This window comes from Streptomyces sp. NBC_01485 (assembly GCF_036227125.1).
In the GTDB taxonomy this organism is placed as follows: Bacteria; Actinomycetota; Actinomycetes; order Streptomycetales; family Streptomycetaceae; genus Streptomyces.
Genome location: NZ_CP109435.1, coordinates 661,804 through 688,638 on the forward strand (window position 1 = coordinate 661,804; position 26,835 = coordinate 688,638).

Genomic DNA, 26,835 nt, shown 5'->3' on the forward strand with positions numbered 1-26,835 from the left:
CCTTGATCACGAGACGACGGCATGACCTGCACGGAGAGGCAGCACCGATGAACGACGAGGAGCCGCGGGCGCGGGGGCGGCTGCTGGTGGTCGACGACGAACCGGCGATCGTGGACACCGTCGCCCGGTTCCTGCGGTTCGTCGGGTACGAGGTGCGCACCGCCGCCACCGGCCGCGAGGCGCTGACCCTGGCCCGGGAGTTCCTGCCCGACCTGGTGCTGCTCGACATCATGCTGCCTGACAGCGACGGCTTCGAGGTTCTCAACCGGCTGCGCGCCGACGGGCTGCCGGTCGCCGTGGTCTTCCTCACCGCCCGCGACACGCGCAAGGATCTCGTCCGGGGGCTCAGCGCGGGCGGTGACGACTACATCACCAAGCCCTTCGGTCTCGACGAGGTCGCCGCCCGCATCGGCGCCGTCCTGCGCCGCACCCGCGCGCACCGCCCGAGCGACCCCACACTCGGGGTCGCCGACCTCACCCTCAACACCCTGACCCACGAGGTGCGCCGGGCCGGTGCCCTCATCGACCTCTCCCCCACCGAGTTCCGGCTCCTGCGGTACCTGATGCTGCACCAGGGCAAGGTGATCACCCGGGCCCGGCTCCTAGAGCACGTGTGGTCGTACGACTTCAACGGCGACGACACGGTGGTGGCCACCTACATCAGCTATCTGCGCCGCAAGGTCGACGGTCAGGGGGAGCGGCTGATCCACACCCATCGCGGCGTGGGGTACAGCCTCAGGGCCACGGAGTGCTGAAGGGCTGGTGGCGGAACCGGCCGCTGCGGACCCGGATCAGCATCCTGCTCATCGTCCTCTTCAACGGTGTGCTGACGGTGACGAGCGTCGTGGTGTTCTCCTTCCTGCGCTCCTCGCTGTACGAGGAGCTCGACCACCGGCTGACCGCGACGACCGCCGGCATGGCCACCGGCGACTCCGTCGGCGCCGAGATGCCGGGCAGCCGCGGCGTCGGCTACGGATGGGTCAAGTTCGGCGGAGATCTGTACGCCACCCTGCTCGACGGCGATCAGCGCCCCCAGGGTCCGGGCCCGCGCTATCCGGATCCGCCGCCGCCCGCCGGCACGCCGGTGACCGTGCCGGGCGACACGTCGGCGGCTCATGACGAGTACCGGCTCCTCACCACGCGGCTCGCGGACGGGCGGACAGCCGTGGCCGCCGTCGACACCGCCTCGACGGAGGCAGCGGTCCGCCGTGCCGTCCACGTGGTCGTGGCCGTCCAGTTGCTCGCCGACGTCGTCCTCGGCGTGCTAGGCGTCCTGGTCGTACGGCGTTCGCTGCGCCCGTTGGAGGACGCCGCGCGCACCGCGGACCGTGTCGCCGCCGGGGACTTCGCCCCGCGTCTGGTGGACGCCCGCATCGCGCCGAAGACCGAGGTGGGGCGGCTCGCCGACGCCCTCAACCGGATGCTGGACCAGATCCACACCGCGCTCGCCGCCCGCGACGCCTCGGAGGAGCGGCTGCGGCAGTTCGTCGCGGACGCCTCGCACGAACTGCGCACCCCGTTGCAGTCGATCCGCGGTTACGGCGAGCTCTACCAGCGCGGTGCGCTGCCCGACACGCGGGCGGTCGACGAGGCGGTGGAACGCATGCTGGCCGAGGTGCACCGGATGACGCGGCTCGTGGAGTCGCTGCTGATGCTGGCCCGCTTCGACGAGGACGACCCGGACGACCTCGAACCCGTCGACCTCAGCCGGGTGGTCGCCGAGTCCTGCCGCGACGCCGCCGCCGTCGAGCCGGCCCGCCCCTGGACGGTCGCCGTGGCCCCGGACGTGACGGTGTGGGGCGACGAGGCCCAACTGCGGGGCGTCGTCGCCAACTTGCTGGCCAACGTGCGGATGCACACGCCACCGGAGGCGGCCTGCGCGGTCGAGCTGTCGACGGCGGAGGACCAGGCCGTTCTGCGCGTCCGCGACGAGGGCGCCGGCATCCCGGCCGACGCCGTCCCCCATGTCTTCGACCGCTTCTACCGCGCCGACAAGAGCCGAAGCCGGGCTCGCGGCGGCAGCGGTCTCGGCCTCTCCATCGTCGCGGCCGTCGCCGACCTGCACGGCGGCGCCGTCAGCGTCGAGAGCCCGCCGGGAGGCGGCACCCTGGTCGAGGTGACCCTGCCCGCCCGGTGAGCGGGGCGCGCCCCGGACCGTCCTAGGCGCGCATCGAGGTGCCGCCGTCGACGCACAGGACCTGGCCGTTGGTCCACTCCGACAGGTCGGACAGCAGGAACGCGACGGTGGCGCCGATGTCCCGGGGCTCACCGTGCCGCACCGCCGGTGTGCCCGTGAGGATCATGTCGCGGAACTCCTCGGGGAGGTTCAGCTTCGTCGCCTCCGTCAGCACCAGGCCGGGCGCGACGCAGTTCGCACGCACTCCGTCCTTGCCGTACTTGCGGGCGACATGCCGGGTCAGCGCGGTGATCCCGGCCTTCGTCACCGAGTAGGCGACCTTGTCCGACATCCCGGCGTAGACGGCGCCGGACACGGTGTTCACCACGGAGCCGCCGCCGCCCGCGATCATGTGGGGCAGGGCGTGCTTGAGGGTCAGCAGATAGCCCGTGAGGTTGACGTCGATCGTGCGCTGCCAGGCGGCCAGGTCGATGTCGACGACGTTCGTGTCCTTGGCGACCTCGTCCGGATGGATGTTGGCGGCCACGTTGAAGAGTCCGTCGATCCGCCCGTACTCCTTCATCGCCCGGTCGATCTGGCTCTTGACCTGGTCCTCGTCCGAGATGTCGACGACCATGGCGACGCCTTCCCCGCCGGCGGCGCGGGCGGCGGCCAGCGTGGCCTCGGCCGAGGCCTCGACGACGTCGCTCACCACGATCGTGGCACCGCCGGCGCCCAGGATCTTCGCCGTCGCGGTGGCGAGCCCACCTGCGCCGGCGAGGACGACGACCTTGTTCTCGAGGCCTTCCATCTGCAATCTCCTTCGGGCTGGGGTGCCTGTCCCCAGAAACGTACATGCGTGTACGGATAATGACCAGTAGTCTGCGACGCATGTCAGAAGACGCCCAGCGCACGAAACGGCGCGACGCCGCCCGCAACCGGGAGCGGCTGCTGACGGCCGCCCGCCGGGCGTTCGCCGAGCACGGGCCCGACGTCGCGTTCGAGGAGATCGCCCGCGCCGCCGACGTCAGCCGGACCACGATCTACCGCAACTTCGCCACCCGGCAGGAACTCGTGGCGACGGTCTACGAGGACAACGTCGCGCGCATCGAGCAGCACGCCGCCGGGCTCGGCGAGCGTCCGGACGGTGTCGTGCGCCTGCTGGACTTCGTGCTCGACCAGCAGCGCGACAACCGGAGCCTCGCGCACGCCCTGTCCGGCGCGGACGTCGAGTGGCTGACCGGCCTGTCCGTCCGCACCGTGGCCGCCTTCCGGCCGCACCTCGAACGTGGCCGCGCGGCCGGGTTCGTCCACCCGGACGTCGACGTCCGGGATCTGATGCTGGCCTTCCCCATGGCGGCGGGCGCGATGGCGGACAACGACCTCGTCCACCGCGAGCGGACGGACGACCGCGTCCGCACGATGCTGCACCGGGCCCTCTTCACCGACCGGGGGCGGGCGGAGCGGACCTGACCTCTCAGCACCGCCCCGGATCCGAGGACGACGACGCGCCGTACCCGGAGAGGTATCCGGAGGAGATGCGGTACACCCCCGGTGTGTCGACGGTGAGGCGGGTGAACTCGCCCTGCTGCCGCAGGCAGCCGCCCTCGGCGTGCAGCCACGGCGAGTACGCGACCCGTACGGTCACCGAACCGGGCTCGGGCATCCGCACGTCCAGCTCGGCGACCGAGGTGCGGACGACGCCCGCGGGCGCCGACACCAGCGGCACCGCGTCCCGCACCCGGTACACCGTCCAGTGCGCGTCGTTCCACATCGGCTCCAGCCACGCGGGCCGGCTGCGCACCAGGTCCGCCTCGGCCATCCCGTAACGGTCCGGCTCGGCGGCGGGCAGCACCACGAACCCGACCGCCCAGCGGTCCAGCCAGGCCCGGTAGGAGGTCTCGGTGAGGGTGCCGTCGTAGAAGAGGCGGCCGCGGGTGACGTCGAGCTGGGTGTTCCACCCGCGCGCGAGGTTGACGTGCGGAGCCAGCAACTCGGAATGGGCGGTCAGTTCGACAGTGGCTGTCATGGGGGGACATCTCCGTTTCGGAAGACCACGACAGTGCGGTGCCGTGTCTGTTGCAGACGTTCAGGGCCTCGTCCCGCCGTGCCACCGGCGGCTGCGCGGCCTCTCACACGCGAGCGCGATCCGCGGCCACCGCGCGGTCGTCGACAAGCGCCGGGTGCCCACGTGACTTCCCCGGCCGGGCGCCTGCACTGCACGGCCGGGGAGCTGACGCGGCGGGGTGGGCCGTCAGGCCGAGGGCGCGCCGGTCAGGACTTCCACCCGGCCGGTGTCGAGCGAGTAGTAGGCGCTGACGACGGCCAGGTCGCCCTTCTTCACGAACGGGGCGAGGTCCCGGTTGGAGCGCAGGGCGGCGGAGGTCTGCTTGATGTGGACGCGGGTCATGGCGTCGACCGGGTCGTCGGACTTCACCTTGAGGCTCGCCTGGTACGCCGGACGCAGCGCGTCGGAGATCGCCTGCAGGTTGCCCGGCAGCGTCTTGCCGTCCCGCAGCGCTCCGTACGCCGCCTTGATCGCGCCGCAGCGCTGGTGCCCGAGCACGACGATCAGCGGGGTCCCCGACGTCATGGGGCCGTACTCGACGGAACCGGTGACCACCGGCCCCACCGCACCGCCGCCGGTGCGCAGCACGAACAGGTCGCCGAGCCCGGTGTCGAAGAGGAGCTCCGGCGGCACCCGGGAGTCGATGCACGAGAGGATCACGCCGTAGGGATCCTGCGCCTCGGCGACGAACCGGCGGCGGACGGGATCCCGGTCCGGGTGCTGGAGGGTCCCGTTCACCCAGCGCTTGTTGCCCTCCATCAGCCGCGCGAACGCGCCCCAGGGAGAGTCGGGCGCCGCACTCGCGGACGGGGACGGGGACGGGGACGGGGACGGGGACGGGGACGGAGAATTCGTCGGCTTCGCCGCCGTCGCCGACTCCGTACCGTCCGCCTTCGACGAACAGCCGGTGATCAGGGCCGCGCCGGCCAGCAGTCCTCCGGTGAGTACGGCCCTGCGCTGCGGTTGCCCGATGCTGCTCATGAATCTTTCTTCCTTCCGAAGCCGTACAGACTCGTCCGTCAGACTCATCTGTGTAGATCCGTTGAGGCTGGCAGCCCGGAAGTTGATGTTCATGCCCCTTTCGCCAGGGGATTCAATTCCGCGAGACGTGCCCCCCGCCGCTGTCATCAAGGCCACATCTCGCCGGAATCGGGTGACGTCCGATCGGTGTGGAACGTATGTTGATCGTCCTTGAATGACGTTTTCATCCGCTGCGCGGGAGTTGTACGGAAGTGGGGTGGACCTCGTGGGGCGTCCGGAGAGGCCGGTCGATCCGGCGGCAGGACCGGTACAGCGGCTCGCCCATGAGCTGCGGGAGCTGCGCCGGGCCGCCGGAGGGCCGTCGTACCGGACCATGGCGGAGGGGGCCGAGTTCACCGCGGCAACGTTGTCAAAGGCGGCGGGCGGGGAGCGGCTGCCGTCGCTCCCCGTCGTCCAGGCGTACGTGCGGGCGTGCGGCGGCGACCCCGGGGAGTGGGAGGCGCGCTGGAAGGAAGCGGAGTCGGAGGTCGCGGAGGTACCGCGGGACGACGAGGACGCGACGCCGCCGTACCGCGGGCTGGCGCGGTTCGAGCCGAGCGACCGTGAGCTGTTCTTCGGGCGGGACCGGCTGGTCCGGGAACTCAGCGAGCTGCTGTGCGGGCGTCGGTTCGCGGTGGTGTTCGGGGCGTCGGGCAGCGGGAAGTCGTCGTTGCTGCGGGCCGGGCTGATTCCCCGGCTGCGGGAGGAGATCGCGAGCCGGGGGCGGCCGGCGGCGCTGCGGGTGTTCACCCCGGGGGCCCGGCCGGCCGAGACGTACGGGCATCTGCTGGCCCCCGCGGAGGGCGAGCCTGAGAGCTGGGTGGTGGTCGACCAGTTCGAGGAGGTCTTCACCCTCTGCCGGGACAAGGCGGAGCGGAGCCGCTTCATCGACCTGCTGCTCGCCGCCCGGGACCCCCGGAGCCGGCTGAAGGTGCTCATCGCCGTACGCGCCGACTTCTACCCGCGTTGCGCCGAGCACCGGGAGTTGGCGGAGGCGCTGTGCGGGGCCGGGCTGCTGGTCGGGCCGATGAGCGCGGACGAACTGCGGGACGTGGTGATCAAACCCGCGCAGGCGGCCGGGCTCATCGTGGAGCGGGAGCTGACCACGCGGATCGTCGAGGAGGTGCTGGACGAGCCCGGCGGACTGCCGATGCTGTCGCACGCCCTGCTGGAAACGTGGCGCCGCCGCCGCAGCCGCATGCTCACCCTGGCCGCGTACCAGGCGGCCGGCGGGGTGCGGGGCGCCATCGCGGCGACCGCCGAGGACGCCTACGGGCAGCTCTCCGAGGCGCAGACGCGCGCCGCCCGGCAACTGCTGCTGCGGATGGTCGAGCCCGGGCAGGGCACCCCCGACACCCGGCGCCCGCTGACCCGGGCCGAACTCGACGAGTGGACGGACCCCTCGGTCGCGGTGGTGGTCGAGGGGCTGACCCGCGCCCGGCTGCTGATCTCCGACGAGGAGGGCGTGCAGCTCGCCCACGAAGCGCTGATCACCTGCTGGCCCCGGCTGCGCGGCTGGATCGAGGAGGACCGCGAACGGCTGCGCCACCACCGCGCCCTGACGGAGGCCGCCCGCGCCTGGCTGGAGCACGACCGTGATCCCGGCGCGCTGTACCGGGGCACCCGGCTGGCCCGCGCCGAGGAACTCTTCCCCCAGTACGCGACCGACCTCGCGCTGACCGCGGTGGAACGGTCCTTCCTCGTCGCCGCGTTCGAGACCCGGGCGGCCGAGTGCCGGGCCGCCACCCGTGCCGTGCGCCGGTCCCGAGCCCTCGTGTCCACGCTCTCGGCGGTCCTCGTGGTGGCGCTGGTCGCCGGTCTGGTCGCCTGGCGGCAGCACGCCGACAACGAGCGCCGCGGCACCGACGACGCGGCCCGCAACATCGCCGAGGTGTCCGACTCGCTGCGCACCACCGACCCGCGCACCGCCCAACTGCTCGGCGTCGCCGCCTGGCGCGTCTCCCGGCTGCCCGAGACCCGCCGGGCCCTGCTCGGCGCCCTCGCCCAGCCCGCGACGGACAACTTCACCGACCCCGCGCCGGGGGACAGCCCCACCCGTTTCCTCACCGGCTCCGGTCGCACCCTGCTCAGCGTCGACGGCCGCACCTGGCAGACCTGGGACGTGGCCGGCCACCGCCGTATCGCCTCGGGCCGGCTGCCGGCCGGTCAGGTCCTCTCGGCCGCCCCGGACGGCCGGGTGATCGCGATCGCCGGGGACGACGGCGGCGTACGGTTGTGGGACACGGCCGCCGGACGGTGGACCGGTGCGCCCGCGCCGACGACCGGGACCGTGGAGTTCGGCGTCGGCGGACGCGATTACATCGCGGACAGCGTGGGCGACGACCGGGTGTGGCTGCGCTCCGTCACGGACGGCCGGCTGCTGTTCGAGACCCGGGCGCCCACCCCGGCCGACGTCGCCCCGAGCGCGGACGGCCGGACGGTGGCCGTCTGCCCCACCGGGAAGCCCCTCCAGGTCTGGGACCTCGCCCACCACCGCACGCTGCCCGGCGCCTGGGAGCACGCGGGCGCACTCTGCCACGACGACGACCGCTCGGCGCTGGTGTTCAGCGGCGGCACCCGGTTCGCCGCCGTCACCGACACCGGGGTCCATGTCTGGGACACCGCGTCGGGGCGTCGGATCGCCGACCTCGCCACCCCGGGCGTGACGGCCGCCGCCTTCAGCGACGACGGCGCCTTCCTCGCGACCGCGGACAGCGGCGAGATCAAGGTGTGGCGGCTGTCGGACACCACCGCACCGGTCCTGCGGCACGCCCTCGACAACCAGCGGCTCTACCGAGGAATCGCCTGGGACCCCAGCCGGCCTCTTCTGCGCTACCTCGAAGGCGGCACCGTCCACACCCTCGACCTCGGGGCGGCCGTCACCTCCGCCTGGGCCGACCAGCCGCTGGACACGGTGCTGCTCAGCCCCGACGGGCGCACCCTCGCCACCGCCGAACGCACCGGCGACACCTACCGGATCCAGCTCCGCGACACCCGCGACGGCCAGGTGACCCGGACCCTGCCGGCCCCGCCCCTGCCCTCTTCGCCCGACCCGGCCGAGCCGATCGCGCCGTCCGACACGCTGGCCCTGCTGGCGTTCAGCCCCGACAGCACCACCCTCGCCTACGGCGTCTCCGCCCCCGGACGGGACGACGCTCCCCAGCGCTTCACGGTCTGGGACCTGACCCGCAGCCGCGAGCAGACCACGCTGGACATGGCGACACCATCGGCCGACGGAGCCGCGGTCGCCCTCGGCCTGGGCCCCGGCGGCCGCACCCTGTACGCCGTCCGCGCGCCTCTCGGCTCCCTGAGCAACGAGGTATGGGACACCGAACGCCACCGGCGCACCGCCGTTTTCCCGGCGGCGACCGGCAGCCGTCTGGCGGTCCGCCCCGACGGTGGACTCCTCGTCGGCGACAACCGCGCCGTGAGCCTGCCGTCCGGCAAGTTCAGCACACCCGACCTGGTCGAGGGCGAGGGGATCGGCGCCCTCGCCTTCGCCCCCGATGGCTCCCGTCTGGCGGCGGGGGACGAGACCGGCCGGGTCACGCTGTGGGACGCGAGCGTCCAGCACCGCGCCGGAGTCCTGCGCAACGTCTTCCCCGCCCCCCTGGGCGACTACCCCGAAGCGGTCAGCGCCCTCGCCCTCAGCCCCGACGGCCGCACCCTCGCCGTCGGCGGCGACGCCGGCACCCTCCAGCTCTGGGACACCGCCACCCGTCAGCCCCTCGGCGGGCCTCTCACCACCCCCGGCGAGCCCGTCGGCTCCCTCGCCTTCAGCTCCGACAGCACCACCCTGTACGCGGCCGGCACCCACGTCCCGCTCCAGCGTTACACCATCGACCCCGCCCGGGCCGTCACCCTCGTCTGCGCCCGCACCGGCGGCACGGACCTGACCAGGGCTCAGTGGGACACGTACGTACCCGATGTGCCGTACCGCAAGGTGTGCGGCGGCTGACGCGCCGGGTGAAGCGTGAGCAGGACTTCCAGGGAGCTACGCAGGCAGCGGGCGGTTGTTGACGACGTGCTTCATGACCAGGGTGGACGTCAGGCGCTGCACTCCCGGCAGCACGGCCAACCGCCCGTCGTACAACTGCTGGAAGGCCGTCAGGTCGGCGGTGACCACGCGCAGGAGGTAGTCGGTCTCGCCGAAGAGGCGCTGGGCCTGCACCACGAACGGGACCTCGGCCACGGCCCGCTCGAAGGCGGTCACCGTGTCCTGGTCCTCCCAGCGCAGGGTGACGAACACCAGGGCCTCGAAGTCCAGGCCGACGGCGGCCGGATCCACCACCGCGCGGTAGCCGCTGATCGCGCCGGTGCGTTCGAGGTCGCGCAGGCGCCGGTGGCACGGCGAGACGCTGAGCTTCACCCGCGCGGCCAGTTCGGTCACCGTCAGACGGCCGTCCAACTGCAGCTCGGCAAGAATCTTCCGGTCCAGGTCATCCATGAGCAAGATTATCCCCCAAGGTACGCGAGGCCGGGGAATCTTTGGAAACACCTTCGCTCGAAAAGCACCTAATCTTCCCTCCCGTACAGATGAACGGAAGAGGGATCGATTCACCATGGACACAGGCACCATCGCGGCTTTCCTGGCAGTGGACCTCCTGCTGGTCTTCACTCCGGGCGCGGACTGGGCCTACGCGATCTCGGCGGGACTGCGGAAGCGGGCGCTGGTCCCCGCGGTGGCCGGGCTGGTGGCCGGGTACGCCGGTTACACCCTGCTCGCCGTGGCCGGCCTCGTGGTGATCGTGGCGAGCTCCGCGACCGTGCTCACGGCGCTGACCGTGCTCGGGGCGGCCTACCTGATGTGGCTCGGCTGGGGCGTCCTGGCACGGCCGGTCACGCCCAGCGCCGCCACGGAGACCATGGGCGCCTCCGGCCGGCAGGTCATGCTGAAGGGCGCGGGGATAAGCGGGCTCAACCCCAAGGCGCTCCTGCTGTACTTCTCCTTGTTTCCCCAGTTCATCGACCCCTCAGGGGGCTGGCCGGTCGCCGCGCAGACCGGTCTGCTCGGCACCTTGCACATGGTGAGCTGCGCCGTCGTCTACTTCTCTGTGGGGATACTGGCCCGCACCGTGCTGGCGGCCCGTCCCGCGGCGGCCCGCGCGGTCACCCGCACGAGCGGTGCCATGATGATCGCCATCGGCGGGTTCCTGCTCGTGGAACGCCTCGTCGGATAACCGGATCAGGAGAGTCATGGAACAGCCGGAGCCGGCACAGGAACAGGCGCAGGAACAGGAACAGGAACAGGAACAGGAACAGGCGAGCCCCGAGGTGCAGGCGCGGGTCCGTGCCAGTTTCGAACGCCAGGGTCTGATGGGGCATCTCGGTGCGCGCATAGCGCACATCGCGCCGGGACGTGTGCACATCGTGCTCCCCCAGCGACCCGAGGTGACCCAGCAGCACGGTTACTTCCACGCGGGGGCGACCAGCGCCATCGCCGACAGCGCGGGCGGTTACGCGGCGTTCACGGTGTTTCCCGAGGAGGCCTCGGTGCTCACGGTGGAGTACAAGATCAACCTTCTGGCGCCCGCCGTCGGCGACCACATCGAGGCCGTGGGGACGGTCCTGAAGTCCGGACGCACCCTCACCGTGTGCCGGCTGGAGGTCTTCGGCGTCCAGGAAGGCCGCAGGACGCTCGTCGCGACCGGTCAGCAGACGCTGATCTGCGTGCAGAGATCCGAGCAGTGAGTTCCAAGCAATGAGTTCCGAGCAGTGAGTTCCGAGCAGTGAGTTCCGAGCAGTGGGTAACGCGACACGTCGAGCCGGAGGCCGCGGCATGAGCAACAGCAGCACGAGCAGCAGGGGCATCAGCGGCATACGGATCTCGCGACGCGCCCAGGCCGTGGCCCCGTTCTACGCGATGGAGTTCGGCAAGCAGGCCGCCGCGCTGGAGGCCCAAGGGCACCACGTCGTCAAACTCAGCATCGGCGAGCCGGACTTCGGCGCGCCCCCGGCCGTCCTGGACTCGATGCGCGAGGTCATGGACGGCAGGCCCATGACCTACACCGCGGCCCTCGGACTCCCGGCGCTGCGGCAGGCCATCGCGGACTTCTACCGCGACCGGCACGACGTCGAGGTCGACCCGTCCCGGATCGTCGTGACGGCGGGCGCCTCGGCCGCGCTCGTGCTGGCCACCGCCGCCCTCGTCGACCCCGGCGACGAGGTGCTCATCTCGGACCCGTCCTACCCGTGCAACCGGCAGATCGTCGAGAGCTTCGGCGCCCGGGTCTCGCTCGTTCCGACGACCGCCGGGACCCGCTTCCAGCTCGACACCGCCTCGGTGCGCTCGCACTGGACGGACGCGACGCGCGGCGTCATGGTCGCCAGTCCGTCGAACCCGACCGGCACCTCGGTCCCCACGGACGAGCTGGCGGCGATCTGCGACCTCGCCCGCGAACGCGGCGCGTGGCGCATCGTCGACGAGATCTACCTCGACCTCAGCGACCACGACGACCGGGGCAGGCCGCCGCGCAGCGCGCTGTCGTTCGACCCCGACGCCGTCGTCATCAACAGCTTCTCGAAGTACTTCGGCATGACCGGCTGGCGGCTCGGCTGGTGCGTCGTCCCCGAGGCCCTCGTACCGGCGATGGAGCGCCTGGCCCAGAACTACTTCCTCTGCGCCTCCGCCCCCGCCCAGCACGCCGCCCTGGCCTGCTTCACCCCCGAGTCCCTCGCGGTCTGCGAAGCCCGCCGCACCGAACTCGCCGAACGGCGCGCGCTCGTCCTCGACGGCCTGGACCGGATCGGCCTGCCGGTCCCGGTCCCGCCCGACGGCGCGTTCTACATCTACTTCGACGTCAGCGACACCGGACTCACCTCATGGCAGTTCTGCGAACGCGCGCTCCAGGAGGCACACGTCGCCGTCACCCCGGGCAGGGACTTCGGCGTCCACACGGCGGACACCCACGTCCGGCTCTCCTACGCCGCGTCGGCCGACGAACTACGCGAGGGGATCGACCGGCTCGGGAAATTCGTGGCCACGCTCCGGTAGAGGCGGGGGCTGGTCAGTCGCGCCTGCTCACCGCCGCGTCGAGGAGGGGGCCGAGTTCCCGGGCGACGGTGGCCAGGGGGCGGACGTCCTGCTCGGCGCGGGCCATGAGGATCGCGCCCTCCAGGGCGGCGATCATGAGCGTCGCGAGTGCGGCGGACCGCCCGTCGGGCACGCCCATGTCCGTCAAGGCGCGGGCCACGGGTCCGGTCCAGGTCGCGAACGCGGCCGCCGCCGCCTCCCGCGTGGAGGCCGTGGACTCCGCGCAGTCCACCGTGGCGGCGGCCACCGGGCAGCCGCCCGCGAAGCCGTCGGCCTCGAACTCGTCGGTCCACTGACGCACCATCTCGGCGAACAGCCCGCCGGGCGTCGGCTCGGGCAGTGCGGCGAGGAAGCGGTCGACGCGGTGGCCCGCGTACCGGCCGGCCCAGTCCACCGCCTCGTTGACGAGCTGTTCCTTGCCGCCGGGGAAGTAGTGCTGGAGCGAGCCGCGCGGGGCCCCGGCATGGGCGGCGACCTCGCGCATACCGGTGGCGGCGACCCCGTCGCGCCGGATGAGCTGGGCCGCGCTGAAGACCATCCGCTCGCGCGGCCCCCGCCCGGACACCGCCATGTTCGACCTCCACCACCGTGCCGCGAGTACTCCGACCTCACCCTATGACAGCGGTCATAGCGAAGACTAATATGACGGCTGTCATAGCCAGCGGGAAGGCAGCGCATCATGTACGTCGGTTTCATCGGTCTCGGGGTCATGGGGCAGCCCATGGCCCTCAACCTCGCCCGCGCCGGGACGCCCCTCGTCGTCTTCAACCGCACCCCGGCCCGGTGCGAGCCCCTGCGCGCCGCCGGGGCGGAGGTCGCGGCGGACCCGGCCGAGGTCTTCGAGCGGGCCGGCGCCGTGATCCTGATGCTGGCCGACGAGACCGCCGTCGACACCGTCCTGGGGCGCGGCACCCCGGACTTCGCCGCACGCGTCGCCGGACACACCGTCGTCCACATGGGCACGACATCCGCCGAGTACTCGGCCGGACTGCGGGACGACATCCGGGCGGCGGGCGGGAGTTACGTCGAGGCCCCGGTCTCCGGCTCCCGAGTCCCGGCCGAGCAGGGGCAGTTGGTGGGGATGCTGGCAGGCGACGAGGACGCGGTGACGGCAGTACGGCCGCTGCTCGCGCCCATGTGCCGGGAGACGTTCGGCTGCGGTGCGGTCCCGGGCGCGCTGCTGATGAAGTTCTCGGTGAACCTGTTCCTGATCACGATGGTGACCGGTCTGACGGAGGCGTTCCACTTCGCCGACCGGCACGGCCTCGACCAGCGCCTGCTCCAGGACGTCCTGGCCGCGGGCCCGATGGCCAGCGCCGTGTCCCGGGTGAAGGCGCCGAAGCTGCTGGCCCGCGACTTCACCGTCCAGGCGGCGGCCGCGGACGTCCTGAAGAACAACCGGCTGATCGCCGAAGCCGCCCGCAAGGCGGACCTGGCCTCACCGCTCCTGGACATCTGCCACACCCTCTACGGCGAGACCGTCGAGCAGGGGCACGGCGGCGAGGACATGGTGGCCGTACTGCGCGCCCTGGAGGCCCGGACCGACGGCGCTCCCGTTTCTCCGCCGGCCTCGACCTGGGCGAGCACTTCCCGCCGTTCGCCGGCCTGACGAGCGTCCAGGCCCGGCACGCCCATCGGGGCTACCGGCAGCAGCTCAAGGGGCGCCGGGCGCAGTGGTGAGTCGCGCAACTGCCCACGCTGACAAGGAGGTTGTTCATGGACGGTGAAGACCAGAAGCTCCCGGCCTGGGTGACCTGGCAGCGCAGGCCCTTTCCCGACGCCAACCTGCTTCTGCTGCGCGGGGGCCGACCGGCCCTCGTCGACAGCGGGTTCGTCGGCCACGCGGCGGAGACGGCCGCCTGGGTCCGCGCACACGCCGGGGACCTGTCGCTGGTCGTGAACACGCACTGGCACTCCGACCATGTCGGGGGCAACGCGCTGCTCCAGGCCAGGGGGGCCGGCATCGCGGCCGGCGTACCGGACGCCCGGGCCGTCGCCCGGCGGGATCCGGGGTGCTGCCTGGCGGAGTACCTCGACCAGCCGGTCAGCCCCTACACCGTCGACGAACCGCTCCACGACGGGCAGGTCCTGCGGCTGGGCGACGCCGACTGGACGGTCGTCAGCACGCCCGGACACACCCCCGGCCATCTGTCGCTGTGGGAGCCCGAGGAGCGGCTGCTGGTGGTCGGCGACGCCCTGTCGGAGTACGACGTCGGCTGGGTCAACCTCGCGCTCGACGGCCCCGACGCGGCGTCCACCGCGCTCGCCTCCCTGCACCGGCTGGCCGACCTGCGGCCCCGCTCGGTGCTGCCCGCGCACGGGCCGATGCCCGCCGACCCGAGTGCCACGTTCGCCGCCGCGGTACGTCGCGCCCAGCGTCTCGTCGACGACCCGGCCGGCGCGGTCTGGTACGGCGCACGGCGGATCTTCGCCTTCGCCCTGATGATCCGGGGCGGGGTTCCCGCCGACGAGGTCGAGCCCTATCTGCACGTGCGGGCCTGGCTGACCGACGCGGCCCGGCTGCTGGGCGAGGCGCCCGAGGCACTCGCCACCGAGCTGGTCGACACCATGCTCCGCAGCGGCGCGATCGCCCTGCGCGACGGGCGGCTGCACGCGACCGCCGAACACACGCCCGTCACCGCGGAATCCCTGCGGGTGCCGTATCCCCGGGCATGGCCGGCAGCGGCACCGACAACCGCGGAGGCCGCCGAGCGGCAGTGACGGCCGCCCGCTTCACCGGGTCCGGGGCAGTACCGGCAGGTCGGTCAGCTCCGCCGACCGCTCCCACAGTCGCCCGGCCAGGTGCGGGTCGCGGGCCTGCTCGTTCTTGGGCTCCTCGCGGGTGAGCCGGTGGAAGTAGGCGCCGTTCACCGACTGCGGGTCGACGGTGGCCAGGTGCAGCAGGGGTTCGGCGCCCTGCTCGGGAGACAGGAGCAGCACCTTGCCCACCCAGGAGCTCATCAGCTTCCCTTGCATCGCGTTCTCGCGGGCGACCTCGGTGGCGACCGAGCCGGGGTGGAAGGCCGAGGTGGTGACACCCGTGCCCCGCATGCGGTGCGCGAGCTCCCGGGTGAAGAGGATCGTCGCGATCTTGGACGCCCCGTAGGCCCGCAGCTTGTGGTAGCCGACCCCGGTGCCGTTGAGGTCGTTCAGGTCGAGGTGCGCCTTGCGGTACTGGAGGCTGCCCGTGTTGATCACCCGGGCGTCCGGCGATTCGGCCAGGCGGTCCAGGAGGAGGTTCGTGAGGAGGAACGGCGCCAGGTGGTTGACCTGGATGTTCATCTCATGGCCGTCGACGCTGGTCCGGTGGTCCTCGAAGATGGCGCCCGCGTTGTTGGCCAGGACGTCGATCCGCCCGTGGGCGGCCAGCAGGTCCGCGGCGAGCGTGCGAACCGAGTCCAGCGACCCGAAGTCCGCCAGGTGCATGGTGCCGCCGACCTGGGCCGCGATCGCCGCCGTCTTCTCCCGGGACCGCCCCACCACCGCCACGGACGCGCCCCGTTCGGCGAACAGCCGGGCCGCCGCGGCACCGATCCCGGCACTGGCGCCGGTGACCACCACCGTCCTGCCCCGCAGATCCCGCACTCCACCGCTCATCAGGTTCCTCACTCTCATCACCAGCTGTGTTACTTGCCGCTCATGGCGAATAGCTCAAGCGATATTCAGCTATCGCTTGCGTTTCGAGTGAACCGTACCGTCTAGTGATAGTCAACTATCGGATGGTAGGGTCCACGCCATGTCCCCCGATGCCGCGCGGCGGCTGCGCGCCGATGCCGCGCGAAACTCCGAGAGGATCCTGCGGGCCGCGCGGGAGGTGTACGCGGAGAGCGGCCCCGACGCGATGCTCGAGGAGATCGCCCGCCGCGCCGGCGTGGGCATCGCGACGCTCTACCGGCGCTTCCCCAACAAGGAGGCGCTCGTCCGGGCGGCCCTGGGGCAGAGCATCACCGAGCAGCTCTCTCCCGCGATCGAGCAGGCGCTGGACGGTGACGACGCCCGACAGGGCCTGGTCACGCTACTGGAAGCCGCCCTGGTCATGGTGGCCCGCGAGCGCAACACCCTGGCCGCCGCGGACAACCCCGGCGCCCTCACGACGGGGGCCGCCGCCCCGTTCCTCGACTCCCTGATGCTGCTCGTCCGCCGGGGACAGCAGGCCGGCACCATCCGTGCCGATCTCCTCCCCGACGACATGCAACGGATCATCGGGATGCTCATCAGCGTCCTGTGGAACATGGACCCGGACAGTGACGGCTGGCGGCGCTATGTCGCGCTCATGCTGGACGCGCTCTCACCCGTCGGCGCGAGCCCCCTCCCACCGGCGGCTCCGATGACGGAGTGCCGTGAGGGAAAGCAGCCGGGCCACCCCACGCTCGGCGGTTGAGAAAACGGTTTCTTCCTGAGATCTGAGCCGTACGCTCATCCGGCCGACCCTGTCGCCCGCCACGGCGAGCCAGGACGCCTGGATGAAAGGCGTCACTTCCGTCGCCATTCACGCCAGAGCGCATGCGGAAGACCCCCGGAGCAGCACCAGCTCCGGGGGTCTTCGGCGTGCCGTACGCATGCCGGGCGGTCGGGTGTCCGGCGCCGTACCCGTCGGCACCCGTCAGCGTCAGGGCCTGGCCGGCTTCACCTTCCTGTCGACGCCGTTCACCCGCACGGTGACGTTCCCCCGGTTGCGCGCCCGGTCGGCCACGACGCGGTAGGACGTGACCTTCCCGTTGCGCCACTCGCAGTCGATCTCGTAACCGCCGCGGGCGCGGAGCCCGGTGAAGGAACCCTTGGCCTTCCAGCCGTCCGGCAGGGCGGGCAGCAGGTGGACGACGCCGTCGTGGCTCTGCACGAGCATCTCCGCCACGGCGCCCGTGATGCCGAAGTTGCCGTCCATCTGGAAGGGCGGGTGGTTGCCGAACATGTTGGGCAGCGTGTTGTAGGCCAGCAGTCCGCGCAGCATGATCTGGGCGCGCTGCCCGTCACCGAGGCGGGCGAAGAGGGCCGCCCGCCAGGGCCAGGTCCACGAACGGCGGCTGTCGTCCGGCACCGTCGCGGCCGTGAACGGGACGCCGTCCTTCTCGCCGCACCGCGCCTTGAGCGAGACGAGGGCGGCGGCCGCGAAGTCAGTCGTCTTCGGGGTGATCTGGCGGCCCGGGTAGACGGCGAAGAGGTTCGAGGTGTGGCGGTGGTAGTCGGTGGGGCTGTCCATGTCCTCCTGCCACTCCTGCAGTTGGCCCCACTTGCCGATCTTGTTCGGGGCGAGGCGCGCCTGCATGTCCGCGACCTTGGCCCGGTAGGCGGGATCCGCCTTGAGCGCCGCCTCGCAGTCCAGGTAGTTCTGGAACAGGTCCCAGATGATCTGCTGGTCGTACATGACGCCGTCCTCGCGCGGCCCGTGCTCGGGGGACCAGCCGTTCGGCGAGACGAGGAGTCCGTCCGCGCGCTCCTTCAGCTGGTCTTCCCAGAACTCGCAGATCTCCTTGATCATCGGGTAGGCGACGGTGCGGAGGTAGCCCATGTCCTGGGTGAACGCCCAGTGTTCGTACAGGTGTTGGGCGTACCAGGCGCTCGCGACGGTGTTCCACTCCCACGAGTTGCCGCCGAAGACGCTCTGGCTGGTGCGGGCGGTCCAGCCGCGTGTGTCCTTGCCGAAGGCGTTGCGGGTCGCGACGCGGCTGGGCACCGCCACCTGCTGGACGAACCCGACGAGTGCCTCATGGCACTCCGACAGGTTCGTCGTCTCGGCTCCCCAGTAGTTCATCTGGATGTTGATGTTGGTGTGGTAGTCGGAGGCCCACGCCGGCTGGTTGCTGTCGTTCCACAGGCCCTGGAGGTTGGCGGGCAGGCCGTTCGGGCGGGAGGAACTGATCAGCAGGTAGCGGCCGTAGTCGAACATCGTCTGTTCGAGCGTCGGGTCCTCGCCGCCCGCCGCGTACCGCGCCAGCCGGGCGTCGGTCGGCAGCGCGAAGACGGCGGCGTCGGAGGTGCCCCAGGCGACCGAGACCCGGTTCATGAGGGCGCGCGTCGCGGCGGTGTGCTCGTCGCGCAGCTTGTCGTAGGACCGGGCGGTCGCCTTGGCGAGTGTTTTGGCGACGATCGGCTGCGGATCGGGTCCGCGCCACCCGGCGGCGGCGTCCAGCTTGTAGTCGGTGCGGGCGTCGAGGAACAGGGTCAGGGTCGTGCAGCCGCTGAACCGGAGCACCGACCCGTCGGCGCGCAGGTCGCCGTCGGTGTGCACGGCCCGGACGGTGCAGGTGTGCTTGAGCCCGTTGCCCATGACACCGCTGAAGGCGATCCGGCCGGCGCGGGCGTCGACGGTCGTCGGGGCGTCGTCCTGTGCGGACGTCAGCGATATCGCGCCGGAGAGTTCCCGGGCGCCGTCCGACTTGTACCGGAAGACCATGACGTCGGCGGAGCGGCTGGCGAAGGCCTCGCGCAGGACACGCCGTCCCGGCGCGCCGAAGCGGGTGACGTGGACGCCCTTCACGAAGTCCAGGCTGCGCTGGTAGTCGACGACCGTCCGCTGCGTGCGCGAGTCGAAGCCCTGCCCCTGGAGCGCGATCTCCGCGATCTGCATGCCGCCGGAGGACGCGCCGGGGGTCAGGGTGAGCCGGTAGGCGCGGTAGGCCGTGCCGTTGGTGATCGGGAAGGTCCGGGTCTCACCTCGGCCGGCGAAGGACTTTCCTGGGTTCTGCGTGTCGAGGGCCGTCCAGGCACGCCCGTCCTGCGAGGCCTCGAGCGTCCATCGCCGGGGGTCGTCCCGCGGCCGGTCCGGTGCCGCCGTCAGCGCGTACGAGGTGACGACGACCGCGCGGGGCAGGTCGGCCTGCCAGACGACCGGGGCGTCGGCGTCGACCCGCCAGACCGTGGCCGGGTCGCGGTCCACCGAACGCGAGATGTCCGTCCTCCGGGATCCCTTGCAGTGCCCGCTCGGCGACGACAGGTACATCGAGCCGCCCGCGCCGAAGTCGACGCCGGACAGACCGATCTCGCTCACCTGGAAGTGGCTGACGCCCGCCTTGGGGACGAAGTCGAACCGGTAGAAGCGGTAGGCGGCGGGAGCGGCGCAGGTGAATTCCTTCGTCTGGAAACGGCTCTCGAAGGGCGCCGCCAGCGTGCGGCTGTCCAGCGTGGTCCAGGTGGTGCCGTCGGCGGAACCGGAGAACGTCCACTCCTGCGGGTCGCGCTGCGGCACGTCGTTGGCGCTGGTCAGTCGGTAGGTCGCGACGGCGACAGGTTCGGGCAGGTCGACCTGCCACCGCACCTTCGCGCCGGGCCCCTCGATGCACCACTTGGTGTTCGAGGCGCCGTCGTACGACTTGTCGACGCCCTCCGACGAGGAGCTGCTGTACGGTCCGCCCGGAGCCGTGACCACCGGATTCGCGCGGGGAGCGAAGGTGACGACGACGTCGCCGAAGTTCCGGTACGAGCCGAAGCCGGTCATCCCGGTGTCGAAGTCGCTGTCCGGCTTGCCGGCGAGAGCGTTGTCGTAGTTGTTGACGCCGCCCCACAGACTCTGCTCGTTGAACTGGATGCGCTCCTCGTAGGGATCGGCGAAGAGCATGGCGCCGAGCCGGCCGTTGCCGATCGGCAGGGCCTGCGACTCCCAGTCCACGGCGGGTACGGAGTACTTCAGCGCCTTGCGCGACAGGGTCGGCCACTGGACGGCCGCCGGCCCGCCGGTCCCCGCGGCGACGGCCTGTCCCACGGGGGCTCCGCCGGCCAGCTGAGTGATCAGAGGTGCAAGGGCGAGGGCGCCGCCGAACTTGAGGACGCTTCGTCGCTGCGGTTGGGATTCATTGATCACGGTGAAATCTCCCGGCCCATTCATCGGCTCTTTCATCGGCTCTTTCCAGAAGAACTGACAGCCACATCGACGCCTGTCGAGGGCGCGATCATCGTCGCCGGATGATAGATCGGATGTCTAGAGGTAGGCACCAAAGGGCGTCAAGCGTGCCGGTTCGACGCCGGCTCTTGCGGCGACTCCGGGCGGCCAGGAACTCGGCGGCTCACCCATCAGGCGTCCGCCCGGGCCGCGAAGGCTCCTGTTCGGTACCGAGCGACTCGAACAGGAGTCCATAATTTCACATACATGGCATGCCCATGACGTACGCTCCCACCGATCTTTCTCCTTCGTACCCCCAAAGGTCTGGGAGGACCCGGATGATCAAGGTGGCCCTTTTCCAAGCACGGTTGGCGAGACTTGTCGCCGTCGTCGGCACTCTGGCGGCGCTGACGGTGGGATTACCGGCCGCCGCTTCCGCCTCCGGCGGCACGAACACGATCAATACGAGCACGACCAGTACGAACACGATCAGTACCGAGACGATCGGTACCGAGACGGCCGGTACCGGCGCAGCGTCGGAGCCGCAGCCGGCGGCCACCCGTCAACTGTGCGCGAGACCCGAACGGCCCGGCGAAATGGCCTGCTTCGCGGTCGCACGCGACGACGTCCCGTCCGGCAAGGGGCTGCAACCCCTGCTGGCCCCGGCCGGGCTGGGCCCCGCCGATCTGCAGAGCGCCTACGACCTGCCGTCGGACGCCGCGGGCGGCGGTGCCACGGTGGCCGTCGTCGTCGCCTACGACAACCCCAACGCCGAGGCCGATCTCGCCACCTACCGCTCGCAGTTCGGCCTGCCGCCCTGCACCACCGCCAACGGGTGCTTCCGCAAGACCGACCAGCGGGGCGGCACCGACTACCCGCAGCCCGACGCGGGCTGGGCGGCCGAGATCGCCCTCGACCTGGACATGGTCAGCGCCGTCTGCCCGCGGTGCTCCATCCTGCTCGTCGAGGCGGACGGGCCGGACATCGACAGCCTCGGCACAGCGGAGAACACCGCCGTCGCGCTCGGCGCGACGTACGTGTCCAACAGCTGGGGCGCCAGCGAGAACGCGGTCGGCGACGTCTCCGGCGACGCGTACTTCAAACACCCGGGCGTGGCCATCACCTTCAGCACCGGCGACTTCGGCTACGGCTTCGGCCCCAGCTTCCCGGCGACGCTGCCGTACGTGACCGCGGTCGGCGGGACCTCCCTGAGCCGCGACGGCGCGGCGGCCCGCGGCTGGAGCGAGACCGCGTGGACCGGTGCGGGCAGCGGCTGCTCGGCCCACCAGGCCAAGCCGTCCTTCCAGACCGACCGCGGCTGCGCGAAGCGCGCCGAGTCGGACGTGTCGGCGGTCGCCGACCCGAACACCGGGGTGAGCGTCTACAACACGTACGAGGACGGAGGCTGGGGCGTGTACGGCGGAACCAGCGCGTCCGCCCCGATCATCGCCGCGACCTACGCCCTCGCCGGGGCGCCCGGCAAGACCACCTACCCGGGCGCCTACCCGTACGCCCACCCCGGCGCGCTCAACGACGTGACCACCGGCACCAACGGCACCTGCTCCCCCGCCTACCTGTGCACCTCCAACGCCGGCTACGACGGCCCCACCGGCCTCGGCACCCCCGACGGCACCGCCGCCTTCACGACCGGCCCGTACGGCGAGCTGGCCGGCAAGGTGACCGACCCCGGCACCGGCGCGCCGCTCGGCGGGGTGCGGATCACCGCGGGCGCGAACGCCACGACGACCGACGAACAGGGCGCGTACGACATGACCCTCCCGGCGGGCACGTACGACGTGTCCGCCGCCAGGTTCGGCTACGGCAGCGCCACGACGGCCGGGGTCGAGATCGCCGACCGGCAGACCGCCACCCGGAGCTTCACCCTCACCGCCCAGCCCCTGGTCACCGTCAGCGGACGGATCCGGGACGGCTCCGGGCACGGCTGGCCGCTCCACGCAGGCGTCCAGGTCGCGGACGAGCCCGCCACCCGTACGTACACCGACCCCGACACCGGCCGCTACACCCTCCGGCTGCCCGCCAACAGCACGTTCAGCCTCCAGGTCGACCCGGTGTACCCGGGCTACCAGGTGACGACGACCGACCTGACGGTCGCGGACCGGGGGCGCACCAAGAACGTCAGCGTGCCCGTCGACGCCGCGGCCTGCGTCGCGCCCGGCTACACGCAGGCGTACAGCAACGGCACGGAGACCTTCGACGGTACGCAGACGCCCGTCGGCTGGACCGTCACCGACGCCGCCGGCCGGGGCCACGCCTGGCGCTTCGAGGACCTCGCCGGACGGGGCAACGTGACCGGCGGGTCGGGCGGCTTCGCCATCGTGGACAGCGACCACTACGGCGACTCGCAGGACACCTCCCTGCTCTCCCCGGTACTCGACATGACCGGCCACGCGACCCCGGCGGTCCGCTTCAGCACCTACTACAAGAAGTTCTCGGACGCCTCCAAGGCCGACGTCGACCTCAGCGTGGACGGCGGGAAGACCTGGTCCACGGTGTGGCACCGCGACACCGTCAACGCCGGTCCCGGGCCGCAGTCCATCGCCCTCCCGTCCGCCGCCGGACAGCGGGCCGTGCAGATCCGGTTCCACTACCGGGGCGACTACGCCTACTACTGGGAGGTCGACGACGTCGCCTTCGGCGGTATGACCTGCACGCCGGTACCGGGCGGGCTGCTGCACGGCACGGTGACCGACCGCAACACCGGAAAACCGGTCGGCTCGGCTGCGATCGGCGGCAAGGGTACGGCGACCACCGCCGCCGACGGCTCCTACGTGCTCTTCTCGCCGGTGACCGGCAAGCAGCGGTTCACCGTGACCGCCGACCACTACAGCGCGCTGAGCACCGCGGCCCGGGTCGGCCGGGACCACGTCACCCGGCTCGACGCCGCGCTGCGCGCCGGACGCCTGTCCGTGTCCCCGGCGTCGGTGCGCAGGTCGGTGACCGAGGGGAGGACGGCGACCACGAAGGTCACGCTGAAGAACACCGGCTCGGCTCCCCTCACCGTGACCCTCACCGAGCGGTCCGGCGACCTGCCGACCGCAGACGCGGCGGACCGTCAGGACGTACCGGGCGACTACAGCCCGCTGCCCCTGACCCCGGGTTCGAACAAGGGCCCCCGAAAGGGCTCCCCCGGCGGCAAGACCGCGAGCGCCGGCGGCGGAGCCGCGAGCCCCGACGTACCGGCCGCCGCGGCCCCCGCCTGGACCGGCCTGGCCGACTATCCGACCCCGGTCATGGACAACGCCGTCGCCACCGGCCCGGACGGCCGGGTCTACTCGGTCGGCGGCGCCGACGGCACGTCCCTCGTGACCGACGGCTACGTCTACGACCCCGTGACCGCCGCCTGGTCGGCGATCCCCGGCGGCCTCACCACACCCCGCGACGCCCCCCAATCCGCCTTCCTCGACGGCAAGTTGTACGTCACCGGCGGCTGGGACGCGGACGGCGCCACCGTCGCCACCACCGAGGTCTACGACCCCCGGCACCACACCTGGTCCACCGCCGAGCCGTCCCCGGCCGGTCACGCGGCGGCCGCCTCCGCCACGCTGGACGGCAAGTGGTACCTGGTCGGCGGCTGCGGCGCGCAGGGCTGCGGCAGCAGCGACGTCCAGGTCTACGACCCGGCCACCGACACCTGGAGCGCGGCGGCCCCGTACCCCGAGGCCATCTCCTGGCTGGGCTGCGGCGGCATCTCCGGCGCCCTCTACTGCGCGGGCGGCACCACCCCGGCGGCCGGCACCCGGCACGGCTACGCGTACGACCCCGCGTCCGCCGCCTGGACCCCGATCACCGACCTGCCCTTCGACCTGTGGGCCTCGGCCTACACCACCGCCGACGGCCGCTTCCTGCTCTCCGGCGGCGCCAGCAGCCTGCTGTCCGCCTTCACCACCGCCGGTTACGCCTACGACCCGGCCGCCCGCACCTGGTCGCCCCTCCCCACCGCCGCCGTCCCTCTCTACCGGGCCGGCAGCGCCTGCGGCTTCTACCGCGTCGGCGGCGCACCGAGCGCCTACGACGCCCATCCCTACGTCGAGCAGCTCCCGGGCCTCGACAGTTGCGTCCCCACCACCGACGTGACCTGGCTCTCGGCCACCCCCACCACCCGCACCCTCGCCCCCGGCCAACGCCTGACGGTCACGGTCCGCCTGGCCGCGACCGCCCCGGCCGTCGACACCACCGGCACCTACACCGCCGCCCTCGCGGTCCGCACGGACACGCCGTACGTCTATCCGACGGTCCCGGTGTCGATGACCGTGACACCCCGCCGATAGCCGGAAAGGAGAACGCCGAAGGCCCCTCATCGCAAGACGATCCGAGGGGCCTTCGGCCTGGCAGGTCAGGCGGCCTGGCCGGTCTCCGCCTCGTCGAGGCGCTTGCCCTTGGGGATGAGCAGGACGGCGACGGCGACCGCGCCGGAGAACAGCAGGAACCCGTTGGTGTAACCGTCGTCGCCGTAGAACTCGGTGCCCTTCAGGACCTTGCCGTCCTTGGCCAGGACCACGAAGGCGACCTGCATGAGCAGCCCCTGCACGACGCCCTGCACCATGCCCCGGGCGCCGTTGGCCAGTGCCTGCTCCTCCGGTTCCACCGACTCGATGATCATGACGGGGATCATGGAGACGATCATGCCCATCCCCACCGCGGCGAACGCGCCGACCGCCATGAACTGGGCGACGCTGTGGTGGAACTGGGAGGTGAGGGCGAGCCCGACGGCCACCAGCCCGCCGCCGGTGGCCAGCAGCAGACGTGAGTCGAAGCGCCGGGCGAGCACTCCGGTCGCCCCCCAGTTCCAGGGCGGCGGCAGCTCGCTCGTCAACTCCACCCGTGTCGACACCCCGTCGGCGGCGATCCGGGCTCTCGGCCACACCGTCACCTACGCGGCCGGGTTCACGAACGACCGAGCGAAGGACGCAGCGAAGAACGGAGCGGAGGACCGAGCGCAGGCCGAAGCGCTGGACGAAGCGCTGGATCCGACGGCGTTGCGCGAGGAGGCCGTGCGGATCGCCCGGGAGGCCGAGATCGCCGTGGTCTTCGTCGGACTGCGCGGCGAGACCGAGGGCAGCGACCGCGAGCACCTCGAACTGCCCGTCGAACAGGTGGAGTTGGTGCACGCGGTCGCCGCCGTCGCCGTGCGCACCGTGGTCGTCCTCTCGACCGGCGCGGTGGTGTCCCTGGAGGGCTGGCACGACGACGCCGACGCGATCGTGGCTGGCTGGCTGCTCGGCCAGGCCGCGGGCGGCGCCCTCGCGGACGTGCTCTCCGGCGCCGTCAATCCGTCCGGCCACCTGGCCGAGAGCATCCCGCTCCGCCTGGAGGACAACCCCAGTTACCTCACCTTCCCCGGCGAAGCGGGCCATGTCCGTTACGGCGAGGGCGTGATGGTCGGCTACCGCCACTACGAGAGCGTCGGACTCGACGTCCGCCACCCCTTCGGACACGGGCTGAGCTACACCACCTTCAGCACCGGCGAGTTGGCCGTCGACGTCACCGGTGACGACACCGCCACGGTCCGGGTCACCGTGACCAACACCGGTGACCGGGCCGGTAAGCACGTCGTCCAGGTGTACGTCGCCACCGCTGCCGGACCGGTGTGCCGTCCCACCCGTGAGCTGCGCGCCTTCACCAAGGTCGCCTTGCGGCCCGGAGAGTCCCGTACCGTCGAACTCCCCCTGGATCGCCGCGCGTTCGCCTACTACGACGTCGAGCAAGGGCGTTGGGCGGTCGCGCCGGGCTCGTACACGGTCCAGATCGGCGCGAGCGCCGCCCGCGTCGTCGCCGAACAGACCGTCACCCTCACCGGCGACACCACCGCCATCGCCCTGTCCCTCGACTCCTCCCTCGGCGACTGGCTCGCCCACCCGGTCGCCGGCCCGCTGCTCCAACAGGCGCTCAGCGCCGGGGAGACCGTGGAACAGCGCCGGGGGTCGGAGGCCAACGGCGACCTCATCCACATGATCGCGTCCATCCCGGCCCGCCAGTTCCTGCACTTTCCCGGCATCACCCTCTCCACCGACGACCTGACCCAGATCCTGGAGAGCACGCAGCGCTGACGCCATCGGCAGCCACCACCGCTGCCCCGAGGACATACGGCTGCCGGCCGACGCGGGCCTGAACCGCCTACCGCTTCGGAATCGGGTGGGCCCGCAGCGAGCCCGTCGAGGGACACGTCTCACTCACCGAACCACACAGGCCCGTCCGCTGCCGTCGGCCGCAGGCCCGGGTCACCGCCCCGTCCCGTCACTCGGACGTCGTCGTCTCGAACCACGTGGGCTCGTCGGAGAGCGCCTGCTTGATGCGGAAGAGCTGCCGTTCGTGCATCGGCGGCAGGGCGTCCAAGGCGAACCAGCCCACGTCGACGGACTCGTCGTCGTTGACCCGCGCCTCGCCGCCGACGGCCCGGCAGCGGAAGGTGACGTCCATGAACTGGCACTTGTCGCCGTTCGGGTACTCCACCTGCCTCCCCGTCCGGATCAGGACGACGCGCTCGGGGACGCAGTGCACGCCCGCCTCCTCGTACACCTCGCGCACTGCGCAGTCCGCCGGCTGCTCGCCCGGGTCCGGGATGCCGTTGATCACGGTCCACTGGTGGTTGTCCGCGCGCTGGCCCAGCAGCACCCGGCCGGCGTCGTCGAAGACGACGGCGCTGACGCCGGGGAGCCAGAGCAGTTGGTGGCCGGCGGAGGCCCGGATCTCGGTGATGAAGTCAGGAATCGGCATGCACCGACCCTATCCAGTCGGCCCTGTACAGGAGGGTCCTCCTGTCC

General features: G+C 71.9%; 21 protein-coding genes and 1 pseudogene. 13 read left to right on the forward strand and 9 right to left on the reverse strand.

Annotated elements, in window-relative coordinates; genetic code table 11:
- The first annotated feature begins 47 nt into the window (after window positions 1-47).
- Window positions 48-755 (forward strand): response regulator transcription factor, encoded by a 708-nt coding sequence (locus OG352_RS02690; protein WP_329213906.1) that lies wholly within the window; start codon window positions 48-50, stop codon window positions 753-755.
- Entirely contained in the window at window positions 749-2,137 is a 1,389-nt protein-coding gene (locus OG352_RS02695; protein ID WP_329213908.1) for a sensor histidine kinase, read from the forward strand. The genes OG352_RS02690 and OG352_RS02695 overlap by 7 nt, the downstream gene beginning before the upstream one ends.
- Before the next feature lie 22 nt (window positions 2,138-2,159).
- On the opposite strand, the gene OG352_RS02700 is transcribed toward OG352_RS02695, so the two are convergent.
- Window positions 2,160-2,927: an SDR family NAD(P)-dependent oxidoreductase gene (locus OG352_RS02700; protein ID WP_329213910.1), complete on the reverse strand. Its 768-nt coding sequence runs from the start codon at window positions 2,925-2,927 to the stop codon at window positions 2,160-2,162.
- 80 nt (window positions 2,928-3,007) lie between these two features.
- Here OG352_RS02700 and OG352_RS02705 point away from each other — a divergent pair, with 80 nt between their 5' ends.
- Entirely contained in the window at window positions 3,008-3,589 is a 582-nt protein-coding gene (locus OG352_RS02705) for a TetR/AcrR family transcriptional regulator (RefSeq protein WP_329213912.1), read from the forward strand.
- Between the two features lie 4 nt (window positions 3,590-3,593).
- On the opposite strand, the pseudogene OG352_RS02710 reads toward OG352_RS02705, so the two are convergent.
- A pseudogene (locus OG352_RS02710) lies at window positions 3,594-4,109 on the reverse strand (hypothetical protein); the annotation flags it as partial.
- A gap of 79 nt (window positions 4,110-4,188) precedes the next feature.
- Between OG352_RS02710 and OG352_RS02715 the strand changes: the two are divergent.
- On the forward strand, window positions 4,189-4,311 hold the full coding sequence (locus OG352_RS02715) for a hypothetical protein (RefSeq protein WP_329213914.1): 123 nt from the start codon (window positions 4,189-4,191) through the stop codon (window positions 4,309-4,311).
- A 59-nt stretch (window positions 4,312-4,370) separates the two neighbouring features.
- On the opposite strand, the gene OG352_RS02720 is transcribed toward OG352_RS02715, so the two are convergent.
- Complete coding sequence (locus OG352_RS02720) at window positions 4,371-5,165, reverse strand: carbonic anhydrase (protein WP_329213917.1); 795 nt, start codon at window positions 5,163-5,165, stop codon at window positions 4,371-4,373.
- Window positions 5,166-5,379: 214 nt separating this feature from the next.
- Here OG352_RS02720 and OG352_RS02725 point away from each other — a divergent pair, with 214 nt between their 5' ends.
- Entirely contained in the window at window positions 5,380-9,162 is a 3,783-nt protein-coding gene (locus OG352_RS02725) for an nSTAND1 domain-containing NTPase (protein ID WP_329213919.1), read from the forward strand.
- A gap of 36 nt (window positions 9,163-9,198) precedes the next feature.
- Here OG352_RS02725 and OG352_RS02730 read toward each other — a convergent pair whose 3' ends face one another.
- Window positions 9,199-9,651, reverse strand: a complete 453-nt coding sequence (locus OG352_RS02730) for an Lrp/AsnC family transcriptional regulator (RefSeq protein ID WP_329213921.1) — start codon at window positions 9,649-9,651, stop codon at window positions 9,199-9,201.
- A gap of 115 nt (window positions 9,652-9,766) precedes the next feature.
- On the opposite strand from OG352_RS02730, the gene OG352_RS02735 reads away from it, so the two are divergent.
- The 3 genes from OG352_RS02735 to OG352_RS02745 all read left to right on the forward strand — a co-directional run bounded on the left by OG352_RS02735 (window position 9,767) and on the right by OG352_RS02745 (window position 12,198).
- Window positions 9,767-10,384 (forward strand): LysE family translocator, encoded by a 618-nt coding sequence (locus OG352_RS02735; protein WP_329213923.1) that lies wholly within the window; start codon window positions 9,767-9,769, stop codon window positions 10,382-10,384.
- A gap of 16 nt (window positions 10,385-10,400) precedes the next feature.
- Entirely contained in the window at window positions 10,401-10,895 is a 495-nt protein-coding gene (locus OG352_RS02740) for a PaaI family thioesterase (protein ID WP_329213925.1), read from the forward strand.
- An 88-nt stretch (window positions 10,896-10,983) separates the two neighbouring features.
- Complete coding sequence (locus tag OG352_RS02745) at window positions 10,984-12,198, forward strand: pyridoxal phosphate-dependent aminotransferase (protein WP_329213927.1); 1,215 nt, start codon at window positions 10,984-10,986, stop codon at window positions 12,196-12,198.
- A gap of 13 nt (window positions 12,199-12,211) precedes the next feature.
- On the opposite strand, the gene OG352_RS02750 is transcribed toward OG352_RS02745, so the two are convergent.
- A complete protein-coding gene (locus tag OG352_RS02750; protein WP_329213929.1) occupies window positions 12,212-12,808 on the reverse strand; it encodes a TetR/AcrR family transcriptional regulator in 597 nt (198 codons plus the stop codon).
- Between the two features lie 108 nt (window positions 12,809-12,916).
- On the opposite strand from OG352_RS02750, the gene OG352_RS02755 reads away from it, so the two are divergent.
- Together OG352_RS02755 and OG352_RS02760 are read left to right on the forward strand one after the other, a co-directional pair.
- On the forward strand, window positions 12,917-13,846 hold the full coding sequence (locus OG352_RS02755) for an NAD(P)-dependent oxidoreductase (protein WP_329213931.1): 930 nt from the start codon (window positions 12,917-12,919) through the stop codon (window positions 13,844-13,846).
- Between the two features lie 107 nt (window positions 13,847-13,953).
- Window positions 13,954-14,958 (forward strand): MBL fold metallo-hydrolase, encoded by a 1,005-nt coding sequence (locus tag OG352_RS02760; protein WP_329213933.1) that lies wholly within the window; start codon window positions 13,954-13,956, stop codon window positions 14,956-14,958.
- A 12-nt stretch (window positions 14,959-14,970) separates the two neighbouring features.
- Here OG352_RS02760 and OG352_RS02765 read toward each other — a convergent pair whose 3' ends face one another.
- A complete protein-coding gene (locus tag OG352_RS02765) occupies window positions 14,971-15,834 on the reverse strand; it encodes an SDR family NAD(P)-dependent oxidoreductase (RefSeq protein WP_329213935.1) in 864 nt (287 codons plus the stop codon).
- A 139-nt stretch (window positions 15,835-15,973) separates the two neighbouring features.
- On the opposite strand from OG352_RS02765, the gene OG352_RS02770 reads away from it, so the two are divergent.
- Entirely contained in the window at window positions 15,974-16,618 is a 645-nt protein-coding gene (locus OG352_RS02770) for a TetR/AcrR family transcriptional regulator (RefSeq protein ID WP_329213937.1), read from the forward strand.
- A 228-nt stretch (window positions 16,619-16,846) separates the two neighbouring features.
- On the opposite strand, the gene OG352_RS02775 is transcribed toward OG352_RS02770, so the two are convergent.
- Window positions 16,847-20,035, reverse strand: a complete 3,189-nt coding sequence (locus tag OG352_RS02775; protein WP_329213940.1) for a glycosyl hydrolase family 95 catalytic domain-containing protein — start codon at window positions 20,033-20,035, stop codon at window positions 16,847-16,849.
- A gap of 356 nt (window positions 20,036-20,391) precedes the next feature.
- Between OG352_RS02775 and OG352_RS02780 the strand changes: the two genes are divergently transcribed.
- Window positions 20,392-24,342 (forward strand): carboxypeptidase regulatory-like domain-containing protein, encoded by a 3,951-nt coding sequence (locus OG352_RS02780; RefSeq protein ID WP_329213943.1) that lies wholly within the window; start codon window positions 20,392-20,394, stop codon window positions 24,340-24,342.
- A 65-nt stretch (window positions 24,343-24,407) separates the two neighbouring features.
- Here the strand turns inward: OG352_RS02780 and OG352_RS02785 are convergent, their stop codons facing one another.
- The gene (locus OG352_RS02785; RefSeq protein ID WP_329213945.1) at window positions 24,408-24,842 is read right to left on the reverse strand and encodes an MFS transporter; all 435 of its coding nucleotides are present in this window, start codon (window positions 24,840-24,842) and stop codon (window positions 24,408-24,410) included.
- Between OG352_RS02785 and OG352_RS02790 the strand changes: the two genes are divergently transcribed.
- Window positions 24,802-26,121 (forward strand): glycoside hydrolase family 3 C-terminal domain-containing protein, encoded by a 1,320-nt coding sequence (locus OG352_RS02790; RefSeq protein ID WP_329213947.1) that lies wholly within the window; start codon window positions 24,802-24,804, stop codon window positions 26,119-26,121. The genes OG352_RS02785 and OG352_RS02790 overlap by 41 nt on opposite strands.
- Before the next feature lie 187 nt (window positions 26,122-26,308).
- Here the strand turns inward: OG352_RS02790 and OG352_RS02795 are convergent, their stop codons facing one another.
- Window positions 26,309-26,788 carry an NUDIX hydrolase gene (locus OG352_RS02795; RefSeq protein WP_329213949.1) on the reverse strand — a complete coding sequence of 160 codons (480 nt, stop codon included), beginning with the start codon at window positions 26,786-26,788 and terminating at the stop codon, window positions 26,309-26,311.
- Window positions 26,789-26,835: the final 47 nt, after the last annotated feature.